The sequence below is a fragment of the Chitinivorax sp. B genome, from assembly GCF_005503445.1.
Taxonomy (GTDB): Bacteria; Pseudomonadota; Gammaproteobacteria; order Burkholderiales; family SCOH01; genus Chitinivorax.
This window is the reverse complement of sequence record NZ_SCOH01000002.1, coordinates 40,365-53,819: the sequence shown is the minus strand read 5'-3', so window position 1 is coordinate 53,819 and position 13,455 is coordinate 40,365. Positions and strand designations below refer to the sequence as shown.

The window sequence follows — 13,455 nt, the reverse complement described above, 5'->3', positions numbered from 1 at the left end:
GCCCCGTTTGTTTTGGCCTGTGGCATGCCAGTGGTCAATTTCGGGAAGGGAAAATGCCTTCCAGAGCAATGCACTGTCGCATGACTAAAGTGGGCTGATGATTGTCGAATGGTTGGCCACCACCGGTGTTGCTGGTTGTGGTTGCCACCGTCGCATTAACAGCAATGGCTGATGGTCCCATGTCCGTATCGGCCGGTCCGGCGCCATAGATGTTGGTGCGGGCTTGCTTCGCCAGCACACCACCAGCAGGGCTGTCGGTCGATCCATTGCCACTGCTGCCACGAAGCTTGGCTGTGATGGCGGCGTTGGAACTGGCGCTGTGATTGTGAGGTGGCAGATTGTTGACGATCAACGTGGTATTTTCACTTCCCAAGACCTGCCCTTGGTCCAGATTGGATAGGCCTGGCCCTTGCCCTGTATGAGCGATGGCTCTGCCGCGTAGATCGGGTAACGCAAAGGTGGTTTGCCCATTGCCACCATAAGTTGTACCCAGTAATGCAAACAAAGCCGTATTCTGTGCGATGGAAAGCAATTGCCCGTTGGCCTCTGCCCAGCCGCGCGGACAGAAGGTGAATCCAACGGTACAGATGGATCCCAGGATGGGTTCTGAAGAACAAGCCAGCGTCGCAGACAGTGGCGTGACCAACAAGACAGTGCTAATCAACAAATGATGTTGCATGCGAATCATGACAAGCTCCTATCGGTTAATGAAACAGCGACGTGGCCCGGCCCGCTGCTGGGTTGATGCCGCAGTAGGTATTGCTGAATGGGGTATCAATTTATTTAGAGAAGCTGGATTTCGAACGTTGCCATGCGATGCTGAGCAAGCCCGTTCCGATCAGTAACAGCGGGAATGGTTCTGGGATGTTCCGTCGGCTGGTTCGTACACTCTCGATACTGAACGAGGCATTCATGAAGCCATTGTAGGAGGAATCGAAAGCAAACGCGCCGCCACGTGCTCTTACTACCCCGGTATAGCTGGCTGATTGCCCTGGAAGCAGCGATATATCAATATGACCCGGGTTGCTGTCTCCTGGTGGATTGTCACCATTGAGCGAGTCTGCCAATCGATGGCTGAACAACAATTCGTTGAGTCCACTATCCTGAATGGACACATCAAACAGCATGAAAGCATCCTGCCCAAATGCGGCCGGGCCATCGTAGACGACATGCAGGGCAAGCCTGATGAATAGCGTGTCTACGGCAGACGTATTCTGCAATGACATTTGCCAATCGCCAAAAATACCACCATTTTCTGATACCCCGCTCTGGCCGCTTCCATTGGCATCGATCGACATGCCTACGCCATCCCCAACATCGGTAAGGCCGCCGTTGATCGAGCCGGGCGTAATGCTGACACCGTTGAATACACTGCTGGTTATGACACCGCCAGCAGTGTGAAAAATGGAGCCAGATTGTTGTGCGGTACCTATTGGTGCCAGCGAATTGATCAGATCAAAGCTGCTGCTGGCAGTTGCGGATAGTGAACTGGTGAATGGGCTGGCGTAACTGGTGTGGATAGAGGCGGCAATGAGGCCGGTTACAGCAAGAGCACACAGCTTGGGACGACGCAGCATGGCATGACTCCTTTATGCGGTAGATGTGCATGCAGTGCTGAAAGCAATGGTTGCACCAATGCGTTATATTTATTTTTAATCAATTACTTGTTATTTTATTGGAATGTAAATTAAATCGAATATGTAAATAAATCTGACGGCCCGGACCGAGCAGCAGCCGGGCACATGACGGTGTTAGTAGGCGGGGCGTTGCCGATTCACCCATAATTGGACTGAGGGTCGTTGCCATTGGTGTTTGGCATAGTCGGCAAGCTGTGGTGACAAGGGATCACCATTCATTGCCAACCGGTTCAGCATGAGCGCCAAGTCCACATCGGCAATACTCCATTCCTCACACAGGGTGTCCCGACCTTGCAATAGCGATTCGGCCGCAAAGATCAATTTCTTGGCGGCTTGTTGCGCTTTGTCAGATAGCGGGATTGTACTGGGTTGATAGAAAATGGTTGTGGTCGGGCGCTCCTCACGAATTGGCATCAGATCACTGCGTAGCCAAGCTTGTACTTGACGCACTCGTGCACGTTGTTGTGGTTCCCGCGGGTAAAGTGCAACACCATCAAAGGTCTCGTCCAGGTATTCGGTGATGGCGGATGACTCCGAAAGCGCAAAATCGCCATGCACCAACGTGGGTACCCGTTGTGTCAACGAGGTGCCGGTAAAATGGGGTTCGCGATTGGCACCAGCGTAGAGATCGACGGTGACTAGTTCGAATGGCAGCTTTTTCTCATGTAGGCCAACAAATACCGACATGGCGTAGGGGCTGGTGAAGTGGGCATCCACATAAAGCGTGATGGGTTGGGAAGACATTGTTGGCTCCATAGTTCTAGGTGAACAAGGAGCCTAATGGCGTTAGGCAACGATTGGCAATGTCATTGATGCATGGCAGGTATGCATCTGAAAAAGTGCTCCTGCACTGTCGGGCATGAAAAATGGGCTAGTATGCCAGCCCATCCCGTTTCTTTGGGTGGTCTTGCTCAATCAGGCTTGTTTGCGCCCCGCCCAGACAAACAAACCAATACCCGCAATGATCATCGGCAGGCTTAGCCATTGCCCCATGCTCAATTGCATGGCCAGTAAACCCAGAAAGCTGTCTGGTTCGCGAGCGAATTCTGAAATGAAGCGGAAGCTGCCATAACCGATCAGGAATACGGCTGACACTTGAGCAGATGGCCGTGGCTTGGCAGAAAAGGCCCACAGAATAAGGAACAGGCACAGACCTTCCAGTGCAGCTTGGTATAACTGCGAGGCATGCCGTGGCAAGGCACCATACTGCAGCAGCCAGCTTTGCCATTGTGGGTTGCTGGCGGCTGCGTTGATATCTTCACGTGCTGCTTGTGGGAACAACATGGCCCAGGGGGAGTCAGGTGTGGTAACACGACCCCATAACTCGCCGTTGATGAAGTTACCGATACGGCCAGCCAGCAAGCCGGTGGGGACCAGTGGTGCGACAAAATCCGCTACTTGCCAAAACGTCTTGCCAGTTTTGCGGCCAAACAGCCACATTGCTGCCAATACGCCCAAAAAGCCACCATGGAAGGACATACCGCCTTCCCAGACTTTCAGAATCGCTGCTGGATTACTCAGGTAATCGCCAAATTTGTAGAACAACACGTATCCCAGGCGTCCACCCAGTACGACACCTAGCACACCGTAGAACAGCAAGTCATCCAGTTGGCGATTATCCCAGCCCAAGTCAGGACGGCGTTTGATGCGCATGCGCCCCAAGACGATGAACAGGATGAATCCGACCAGATACATCAACCCATACCAACGGATGGCCAATGGCCCCAAGTGGATCGCCACGGCGTCAAATTGTGGGTGGGTGATCATGGCGGTGTACTCGGCTTACAAAGGAAAGTCGCAAATTATACACAGCCACTTAATGAAAGGTGATGAGCTGATGCGGCATGGAACGTGAAAGGTGCTATCCAAGTTTTCCTAATCGGCCCCATAATCACCATATAGCATGGCTATAACCGGATATGAATGATTGAAAGGTATTTATGAGTGTGCGTTCTCACGCCTTGACCATTGCAACCGCCGCCGTGGTGACGGTGCTGGTTGGGTTCACCAGCTCTTACGCCATCGTGGTGCAGGCCGGCCAAGCTATGGGAATGGACCGCGAACACATCATTTCTATGACTGTAGTGCTGTGTCTGGGGATGGGGTTGACCACCTTGCTGCCGAGCCTTTGGTTACGGATGCCGATTGTCACTGCCTGGTCGACACCAGGGGCTGCCCTGTTGGCCGTTACTGCGCATCAGGGTAGTTTGCCTAGTGCGATTGGTGCATTTGTGGTGTGTGGGATATTGTTGACGCTCATGGGGGTATCGGGCTGGTTCGAACGTGGTATGCATCGTATCCCGGCAGCATTGGCCAGTGCCTTGCTGGCCGGCGTACTAGTCAAGTTTGCACTGGAGACTTTCGCAGGTCTTCAGACGGCATTCCCGATCGTTGGTAGCATGGTACTGACCTATTTTTTGGGCAAACGCTGGTCACCGCGCTTTGCTGTGCCATGGGTGCTGGCGGTGGGTGTCGCCGCCGCCGCCTTATGTGGGCAACTGCCGCTACCCCAAGCAATGGGGACGTTCAATCTGCCGATCTGGACTACACCACAATTTGTATTCACCGATATCATCAGCATTGCTTTGCCTTTGTTCGTGGTCACCATGGCTTCACAAAATGTGCCAGGTGTGGCTGTACTGAAGGCGTTCCACTATCCTGCCCCCATTTCACGCATCATTACCCTGACAGGGTTGACTACGCTGGTGTTCGCTCCGTTTGGTGCCTTTGGTCTGAATCTGGCCGCCATCACGGCAGCGCTGTGCATGGGTGCTGAAGTTCATCCCGATGCAGGTAAACGTTACTGGGCAGCTGTTGGCGCCGGTGCGCTATATATTGCCTTGGCACTGGTGGCACCGGTGATTGTCGATGTATTCCAGGCCTTTCCGCGTGAGTTGATCATCTCTATTGCCGGCTTGGCATTATTGCCCACGATCGGACGTGGCCTGTCGACCGCATTACACGATGAAACTGAACGGGAACCTGCTTTGGTAGCTTTTCTGGTAACCGCATCCGGGGTGACTTTGCTTGGGATTGGCTCTGCATTCTGGGGGGTGGTGATGGGTTTACTGACCCGTTGCGTGATGGTAACAAGACGGTGAGAAGACGCTGTTGGTTGGCACACTGCATATGCAATGCAACACACTGCGCCAGCCTAGGCTGGCGGTGTATACTGAGATCGCCTGTGATGGCGGTCTGACTACAGCATGCAGCCCATGATGTTCGCTTGCATGGGGTGGATGACGCTCGATACGATCAATAAAATCAAAGGGAGTATCACGTGAGTGGCTTCATGCGCGCACTGCACAAGGTTGGATTGATTGAACTGGATGATGTCCCGAACGACCCCCAGGTTGCTGAGACCAAATCACTTATCAATACAGGTGACGATGTCCCTGGGCGTGACGTGCCAATTGAACCGTTTACTCTGGAAATCCCAGCGCAAATACCTGTGCCGGTAGCTGAAGGTGTGACCGAGCAACGGCCATTGGAAGAAATCTACAGTGCGTTCAATATTCCCCCTTCTCCCTTTGCTGCTGAAAAACTGCTGAAAGTATTGGACGGGTTACTGGCATTGGATGCAAATACCCGTAAAGCAGCGGTGCTGGCACTGGATGCGGCAGATGAAAGCTGGACCATCGATGATTCGGTTGCTGATGCAACAATCAAAGTGCAGGCGCTGGAGAAAGCGAAGCAGCAAATCATGGCTGCCGTTGCTTCGGCCGAACAAGCGACGCAGCAAGCCATTATCGAGCGGGAACAGGTGCTACAAGAGAGCGTCGCACGTATCCGCCAGCAAATGACAGACCTGGAAGCATTGATGGAGCGGGAACTGGCTCGGGCCGCCAATGAAAAGGCCGAGTCTGAACACCAGGCCAGAGCGACACGGGAGGCCGCAGAGCGTGAAACCGCCCGACTACAAGTGGAAATCGGCAGGTTAGAGGAAATCCGGCGCATTTTTGGTACGCCTGCCGCATGAATTCTCATTACCGCAGTCAACATGAATGCGGCTCGGTTTTTCAATTTTCTTCGGACGACACACGACAACTATGGCAAGACTGACTCCTTTGGCCAAAGGCCTGATTACGGTAGCCGTGCTGGGTAGTGCGACAGCAGTCGCCTGGCATTTCGGCTTGAAAGACATCGTACAGCGCATGAGTAATTCGCAACCGATGAGTGGTGCTGATGCTGGTCAGCGGACTGATGTAACAGCTACTTCAGGTAAAGCTACGCCATCTGCACCGGAAAAAGTGTCAGGCACTTTGGGTAGCAATGGCAATCCTTTGAAGGTCAGCATTGTCAGCTTTCACGGTTATGCTCCAGCGCTGGTGGCCAACGGTAAGTCATTGACTACCCAGTCCGGCTCAATCTTTGATCGGCAGGGGGTGCAAGTAAAGTTGGTAATTCAGGACGATATCCCTACCTTGTCGACCATTTTTGAATCCAAAGCTGCCCATTGTGCATGGCGTACCTCGGATTTCTGGGCTCAGGAGCAGCCTAATCTGCGCAATGCTGGCTTGGATGCACGCGCGGTCATGGTGGTCGATAACACACAGGGGGCAGATGCCATCATCACCCGTGATCCAGCCATCAAGAGTGTGGAAGATCTGGCCGGGCGCAACATCGCCATGTTGCAGTTCACCCCTTCACACGGCATGGTGATTGATGCGCTGGATAGCTCCAGTCTCACTGCTCGTAAAAAGGCATCGGTGAAGATGGTCTTCATCAACGCAGAGGAAGGTACGGCCGGGGTTCGTGCCGCACTGGAGGCTGGTAATGTCGATGCCGCTGCATTGTGGGATCCCGACCTGTCACTTGCGCTGAAAAAGATTCCTGGTGCCAAGGTGGTGTATTCCACAAAGACAGCTTCCAATCTGATTTACGACGTCATGGTGTGTGACCAGCGCGTGTTGCAGGATCCGGTCAACCAAGCGGCAATCCAGGGTTTTGTCAGTGGTTGGATGGCAGGTATCGATGCGGCCAAGGCCAAACCAGACGATGCAGTAGAAGCCTTGGTGAACACCGAGGAGTTTTTTGCCCTGCTGGCCAAAGATCAAGGCAAACCGTTCATCAAGAGCTTGTTCAATAATCTGGTATGGACGGGCTTGGAAGACAACGCGCGGATTCTGGGTCTGGCGGGTGGTACCAACCACTACGAGCGGGTTTACCGTCGTTTTGATGGCATTTACCGTGCTGCCGGTGCCTTGGCCAACCCCAAATCTCCGGTCATTGAGCCGCAGGATTCGGTTGATCTGCGCTACATAAAGACATTGCTGGACAAGAACAAGGCTGCTCAGCAAGCCGCGACCAAACCTGAGTACAGTTTCAGCGATACGGGCCGTGAAGCAGCTGCGAGCAAAGAAGCCACCGTGACCAAACCGGTGCGGGTCGGATTTGCCAGCGGATCAGCTGAGTTGACCAAGCGGGCGCAGAAGACCATTGATGACGAAATGGTGCCTTTCATTGAAAACAATGGATCGGCTTATTTTGAAATCTCTGGGAATACGGATGCAACTGGAGCGCGAGACACCAATATGCGCCTGTCGCAAGCCCGTGCTCAGGCGGTGGTGAACTACTTGGTCAGTCAATGGGAGTTTGACCGAGCCCGGTTCAAAATCCTCGGCAACGGCCCGGACAAGCCGTTGTGTGACGAACGCAATGCAGCGGCGGAAGAGTTGACGGTTGAAGACTGCCGTGCCTTGAACCGTACAACCCGTACGGCTGTATTGACCCGCTGAGTGGGTAACCATGTCAGACGCGAAGAGTTTCTGGAATCCCTATGCGTTGCTTGACGCCAGCCAGCGTCGCTGGCTGGGTATTTTAGCGGTATTGGTTGTCCTGATGGTTTGGAGCGCACTAGCTGGTTCCGGTCTGGTAGGCCCCAACAAGTTGCCAGCACCATGGCAGGTGGCCAAAGCATTGACATACTTGGTTTGGGATGGCGAGCGTCAGACCAGTTTGCTGTTGACCGCCACGCTCTGGTCCGTTGGGCGGGTACTGGCTGCAGGTGTCCTGGTGCTGATGATCGGTATCCCTGTCGGCGTGTTGATGGGGGCCTCACCACGGGTCAATGCTACCTTGTCGCCATTGATTGATCCTTTCAGGTCGGCGCCAGTGGTGGCTTTGCTGCCAATCATGGTGATGTGGTTCGGGATTGGTGAATGGATGAAGATCCTGTTTCTGTTCGTAGGGGCCGTGGTGTACCTGATTCCCATGGTACGTGATGCTGTGCGTGCCGTACCGCAAGCCTATTGGATCAGTGCCCGTGACCTTGGCGCTACGCCGTGGGAGGCGGTACGTCATTCGGTACTGCCGCTGTCGATGCCGCGTATTGCGGATGCCGTGATCGTGTCGGTGTCCGTGATGTGGACTTATATCACTGTTGCAGAGTACGTCAATGCTCAGGAAGGCCTTGGCCAGTTGATTCAGAACGCACGACGTTTCTCGGCGATGGATCAGGTGTTTGCCGGCATTATCGTCATCATTGCACTGGCCCTTGCCACCTATCAGGGGATGCAATACGCCAAGCGCCGACTTTACCCATGGGAAACCCAGTTATGAGCACTGCGCCGGCCATCAGTGTCGAGCTGCGTAACATCGTGCAGCAATATCCGGCCCGTGATGGCAGCCGTCAACCCATCACCGTCATCAATGATGTTTCCCTACGCTTCGACAAACCTGGCATCAACATGTTGTTGGGGCCGTCAGGATGTGGCAAATCGACCTTGTTACACATGATGGGTGGGGTGCGCCCATTTGGTGTCGATACACCTACTACAGGTGAGGTGCTGATTGACGGTCAGCCATGTACGGCGGCTCATGATGACGTGGTGATGGTGTTCCAGCGCTATGCCAACCGACCGGATCTGACGGTATGGGACAACGTTGCACTACCTTTTCGTTTTGCTCGCTGGCGCCAGAGTGTGCCACAAAAGGAGTGGACCGACAGAGTGGATGCAATGCTGGAAGCGGTCGGCTTGGCTGACCGCAAGCGGAATCTTCCTGGGCAATTGTCCGGTGGGCAGAATCAGCGGGTGGCGTTGGCCAGGGCACTCGTCCTTAGGCCGCGAATCCTGTTGATGGATGAGCCATTTGGTGCGCTGGACGCACAGACCCGCGCCGAAATGCAGCAGCTGTTGGCCAAGCTGCACCATGATTCACCTTGCCTGACCATCTTTGTAACCCATGATGTCACTGAAGCCTTGATACTGGGGGATCGCGTAATTGTGTTGTCGACCCAGCCGGCAAAAATTGCTGATGACTTCAATATCCATGCGCTGAGACCGCGCGGTGAGCAATGGCTGCGATCAGCTGAAGCCATCAAAATGGAGGAGCGCGTATTGGCGACACTGCATAGTGGTAATCGGCGCGGCACGGTAGCGGTATCGGTCTGAAGTCGAACCACCTTGATATGGAAAATGTCCGAGTAGGAGCAGTAGTACCTTGAGCGAGCAGAATGGCTGGACGACCGGCCAAACAGAACAACCGTCCTATCTGAAGGAGATGCTGCGGAGCCAGCCCAATTTCTATGCTTTTTTGGGTACGGCAGCGACCAGCGCTTTGCTTGCCATACCATTCGGCCTGTCCGGCGCAATTTTGCCGGCCATTGCATTTGTTGCTGGCGAAATCATTGCCGCAACATTCATTCCATCATCTTCAACCTTCCGTGCCAAGGTGGATCGGGCCTATCGGAATCGCCAACGCGATTTGCGCATGGCGCAACTACGATCAGAAATCCTGCGTCATTGCAATGAAGGGCATCCGAATTGGCGGGTGCTGGTACAAATACAAGAGCGCATTATGGCGATCATTGCCGCAGCATCTCACCGTGAAACGGCCATTCCTTCCCATGATATGGCCAGACTGGAAGATGCACCGGTGGATTTCATGAGTCTTTGGTTGGCACGTCTGAGTATTGCATCCCGACAGGAAAGCGTGGATGAGGCCAAATTGACACGCAAGATTGAACAGATCGATAGCCAGATTGCGGCCGGTGGTGGCGATCAGCATAGCTTGTTGAAAGCGCGAGCCGATCTGGAAGAACTTCGCCAGCGCCACCAACGTTTGACTGGGCGGAAAGCGGCTGTGGAAGCTGCGCTGCTATCATTGCCAGATGCGGTGGAGGAAATCTATCAGGCAGTGATTGCCGTCCCTGCCTTTAATGAAGGAGGAGGCAGGCTGCAAGAGGCCATTGATCGCCTGCGCCTGGAGGAAGAATTGTGTAGTGGTTATGAGGCCGAATTGCGTGAGCCAATTCGACCCGCTGCAGGTAAAGCAACCGTGAATGTCAGTCACTGAACGGTTAGCTTGGCCGACCCAATGAATCGCTTCAATTGATCGACGTAAGGAAGAGGCTATGGGCAACATCACCGTTTCGGAACTGAAAGCATTGTGCGATTTTGGACTGCACGAGGCCTTGGTCAAAGATACCCTGACCGATGCATTACAGGCCCCGCTGACGCGCATTCGTTTCCTTGGGCGCTATGCTAGCTGGAACGGTTTTTTTGGCTCAGGTGTCGCATCGTTGGCCGGTAAAATCGGCCGTTCCCGTGGTCTGTTCAATGATGCGACGCAACCAGTGGCCGCATTGGCAGATCGTAGCGTATTTGTGGCCAGCTTTTTCTTTGATGCTGCACGTGATGAGTTCGATGACCGCGATACCGTCCACCGTGATACACACCGCTGTCTGGCGCAATCCATGCTGAAAGGGGTGATCGATGTTGAGACCGCTGCCAATCCTCTACAGCATGCCGACCTCAATGCCCTGTTGCATGAACCTGAATGGCTGACATTATTGAATGCCCGTGTCGCCGAAGGGTATGGCGTTGGTACGGCAGATGACTTACCGGCCATTTTCAGCTGCATTGGTTATCACCTGGGTTCCGAATTATTGGCGGATCGTGAATTTTCCATCATTGACGAAACGCTGTGTTTCTACGCGCCGACGCTTGTACAGACATTGAAAAACACCCGGGTCAATATTGCCGGGCAAGACCATGTGGCATACCAATGGCTTGCCATTCATTCCGGACATGGTGGTGGCGCAGAGGCAGACCATTTCGATTGGGCAACACAAGGTGCGAGACTGGCCTTCCGCAATGTGCCGACAGCTATGCATGACGTATTGCGTGCGCAGTTGCATCAGGGCTTCAAGCGTTTTGCCGAAGATCACCGAACTTTTTTCGAGCGGGTTAATCATGACCCCTTAATGAATCTGACAGAAATAGGAGCGAAACATGGCGAATGTTAATTTTTTTGCCCGTTTGGGTAACCTGTGGAGTGGTTTTGTATCGCTGTGGATTGCCGATGTTGAAAAAGAACATCCCGAAATAGCCTATGAGAACGCCATCAATGGCATGGTGACCAAATACACCCGCTTGAAGTCGGCGACAGCAGCAATCATCCGTCGTCGTGACGAAATCGATGGCCGGGTGAATACCGAACGCAAAGCGCTTGACCAGGTCACGCGCGAGCTGGAGACAGCATTGGCCACCAATCAGGATGACTTGGCGCTGGTGCTGTTGCAAAAGAAAAGTGCGATCGAGGCCGATCTGAATGGCTTGGTGGGCGAGGCAGAGCAGGCCAAATCTGATGCTGATGATGCCAAGAATGCCTTGCTGGCTGTGCAGGGTGAAATTGGCAAACTCAAGGATGAGCGTGACCGGATGCTGGCCAAGATGCAAAGCGCCCAGGCCCGGATCCAGATTCAATCGCAACTGGAAGGTTTGAGTGTTGAGGCTGACGTGCAAGCGCTGGACCGTGTTCGTGAGCACATCAAAACCACTATTGCCGAGGCCAATTTGGGCAAGGAACTACGCGATACCGATCTGGATGTGCGTCTGGATAAACTGCGTCAACAAACTGGTACGGTGACTGCCCGTGCCCAATTGGACGAGTTGAAGCGGCAGCGCGCCCAGGCTGCTGCTGGCAAGCAGATGTAATGTCATGATGACCCCGCCGTCGTTGCCTGCAAGACCAGCTTTGCCTGGTTGGGCCGAAAATGTTCGCCGCAAATATGTGAGTGGTGAAGCTTCCATGTTTGTGCTGCATCACAATGTGTTCGATGAGCAGCTTTACGACGGGCACTATTACACACTGGTCGATTTCTTGACGGATGTATTGCTGAAGGACAACAAGCAGACAATCATTGTTTACGACCCGTCGGCTGGTGTGCGTTATGCCAAGCGGGCAGTCATGTCGCCAGTTACTTCGTTGCCAGCCGGGGCTTTGCCCGATGAGGTATTGGCCAAGCTGGAGCCTGAATTGATGGCCCAGGATCGCACGGCGTTGATCATACCCTACGCCAGCAGTGTCGCCCCACCAGGTGATGAGAGCATGCTGACGCACGCGGATCGTTTTGCCGCCATCCGGCTTCACCGTTGGACACTTAGCCCGCAATTGCATCGCAAGGATAATGTGGTGTTTTTGCTGACCGAATCTCTGACCGAGCTGAATGCCAAAATTGTAGCCAACCCACGTGTGGCGGCTGTCGAAATACCGTTACCCGATCGGGTCTTGCGTGAAACCGTCATCCAGCAATGCGATACGACCATGCCGTCAACACAAGTGCAACGCTTGGCAGAACATACCGCAGGGCTACGTGCTGTGCAGATTGCCCAGATTCTGTCGCCAAGGGCAGATGACTTGAGCGATGACGATCGACGTGTGTTGATTTTGTCCCTGTTGGCGGATTCGGTGGATGTCAGCACCCGTGCCGACAAATTGACCCTGCTGACACGTGGTATGGATGCCGACGAAATCCGCCACCTGTTGAACCCTGATATCCAGCAGCAACATTCAGCCAGCAGCGATCCCTATGCAGAAGTACTGGATCTGGTGTATGCCCGCAAGCGGGAGATCATCGAGAAAGAGTGCGAAGGGTTGATTGAGTTTGTCGATTCTCGCCACGATTTGTCGGCTGTGGGTGGGAACGAAGGGCTGAAGGCAGAGCTGGAGCAGATTGCTGCTGCGATCCGTAGCGGTGACAAGACAAGGGTACCGATGGGTTTGCTGTTTGTTGGCCCAATGGGGACTGGTAAAACCTTCGTGGCCAATTGTTTTGTCAAAAGTGCGGGTTTGAGTGCAGTCACGCTCAAGAACTTCCGATCCAAGTGGGTGGGTTCGTCAGAAGCCAATCTGGAAAAGGTATTGGGCATGGTCAAAGCACTGGGCCCTATTGTTCTGATCATCGACGAAGGTGATCGCAGCTTTGGCGGGGGCTCTGAAGACACAGATGGCGGTACTTCTTCGCGAATCATCGCCCGGCTTAAGGCATTCATGAGCGACCCGGAAAACCGGGGGGTGGTGTTGTTTGTGATGATGACCAATCGACCAGACAAACTGGATATCGACATCAAACGGGCCGGTCGGCTTGATCGCAAGATACCGTTTTTCTACCCGGATTCGGTCGATGAAGTATCGGCCATTTTGCAAGCGCTGTTCGCCCGGCATCGCCTGACGAGCGGTTTCGACTGGTCTCAAGCTGACCCGGTTTTGAGCCGGCTGACTGGCTACGCCAATGCGGATCTGGAAGCGGTGGCGTTGTTGGCGCACGCACTGGCGGATGGCAAGGCCATTACGTTGCCGATTCTGGACACTGCAGCGCAGGATTACATGCCCTCACGTGATAGCGCGATGCTGGAGTACATGGAGCTGCAAGCCGTATTTGAAGCATCCCGTCGCAGTATGTTGCCGGCCCGCTACCGTGATTACACACAAGAACAGATACATCAGCGTCTGCGGGAACTGAAGCGTGAATTGCGGCTTTAGCCCTGATATCGAGGCGATGACGCTCAACGGATTGCACTATTTCGAAACG

General features: G+C 53.9%; 13 protein-coding genes. 9 read left to right on the top strand and 4 right to left on the bottom strand.

Features of this window, described 5'->3' with window-relative positions:
• Positions 1-34 precede the first annotated feature (34 nt).
• The 4 genes from FFS57_RS01700 to lgt form a co-directional block, all read right to left on the bottom strand.
• Positions 35-688, bottom strand: a complete 654-nt coding sequence (locus FFS57_RS01700) for a phage tail protein (protein WP_249383845.1) — start codon at positions 686-688, stop codon at positions 35-37.
• 91 nt (positions 689-779) lie between these two features.
• A complete protein-coding gene (locus FFS57_RS01695) occupies positions 780-1,577 on the bottom strand; it encodes a hypothetical protein (protein ID WP_137936024.1) in 798 nt (265 codons plus the stop codon).
• A gap of 174 nt (positions 1,578-1,751) precedes the next feature.
• A complete protein-coding gene (yfcF, locus tag FFS57_RS01690; protein ID WP_137936023.1) occupies positions 1,752-2,381 on the bottom strand; it encodes a glutathione transferase in 630 nt (209 codons plus the stop codon).
• A 171-nt stretch (positions 2,382-2,552) separates the two neighbouring features.
• On the bottom strand, positions 2,553-3,404 hold the full coding sequence (lgt, locus tag FFS57_RS01685) for a prolipoprotein diacylglyceryl transferase (RefSeq protein WP_137936022.1): 852 nt from the start codon (positions 3,402-3,404) through the stop codon (positions 2,553-2,555).
• Positions 3,405-3,577: 173 nt separating this feature from the next.
• Here lgt and FFS57_RS01680 point away from each other — a divergent pair, with 173 nt between their 5' ends.
• From FFS57_RS01680 to FFS57_RS01640, 9 genes are all read left to right on the top strand, one after another.
• The gene (locus FFS57_RS01680; protein WP_137936021.1) at positions 3,578-4,738 is read left to right on the top strand and encodes a benzoate/H(+) symporter BenE family transporter; all 1,161 of its coding nucleotides are present in this window, start codon (positions 3,578-3,580) and stop codon (positions 4,736-4,738) included.
• A gap of 191 nt (positions 4,739-4,929) precedes the next feature.
• Positions 4,930-5,616, top strand: a complete 687-nt coding sequence (locus FFS57_RS01675; protein WP_171013505.1) for a flotillin family protein — start codon at positions 4,930-4,932, stop codon at positions 5,614-5,616.
• A 70-nt stretch (positions 5,617-5,686) separates the two neighbouring features.
• Positions 5,687-7,375 (top strand): phosphate ABC transporter substrate-binding/OmpA family protein, encoded by a 1,689-nt coding sequence (locus tag FFS57_RS01670; protein WP_137936019.1) that lies wholly within the window; start codon positions 5,687-5,689, stop codon positions 7,373-7,375.
• Between the two features lie 10 nt (positions 7,376-7,385).
• A complete protein-coding gene (locus tag FFS57_RS01665; protein WP_137936018.1) occupies positions 7,386-8,198 on the top strand; it encodes an ABC transporter permease in 813 nt (270 codons plus the stop codon).
• Positions 8,195-9,031, top strand: coding sequence for an ABC transporter ATP-binding protein (locus tag FFS57_RS01660; protein WP_137936017.1), 837 nt, complete (start codon positions 8,195-8,197; stop codon positions 9,029-9,031). Before FFS57_RS01665 ends, FFS57_RS01660 begins: the two co-directional genes overlap by 4 nt.
• 49 nt (positions 9,032-9,080) lie before the next feature.
• Positions 9,081-9,935 carry a hypothetical protein gene (locus tag FFS57_RS01655; RefSeq protein WP_137936016.1) on the top strand — a complete coding sequence of 285 codons (855 nt, stop codon included), beginning with the start codon at positions 9,081-9,083 and terminating at the stop codon, positions 9,933-9,935.
• A gap of 58 nt (positions 9,936-9,993) precedes the next feature.
• Positions 9,994-10,887: a hypothetical protein gene (locus FFS57_RS01650; protein WP_137936015.1), complete on the top strand. Its 894-nt coding sequence runs from the start codon at positions 9,994-9,996 to the stop codon at positions 10,885-10,887.
• Complete coding sequence (locus tag FFS57_RS01645; RefSeq protein ID WP_137936014.1) at positions 10,874-11,578, top strand: PspA/IM30 family protein; 705 nt, start codon at positions 10,874-10,876, stop codon at positions 11,576-11,578. Before FFS57_RS01650 ends, FFS57_RS01645 begins: the two co-directional genes overlap by 14 nt.
• A 4-nt stretch (positions 11,579-11,582) precedes the next feature.
• Positions 11,583-13,406, top strand: a complete 1,824-nt coding sequence (locus FFS57_RS01640) for an ATP-binding protein (RefSeq protein WP_137936013.1) — start codon at positions 11,583-11,585, stop codon at positions 13,404-13,406.
• The last annotated feature ends 49 nt before the right edge of the window (positions 13,407-13,455 follow it).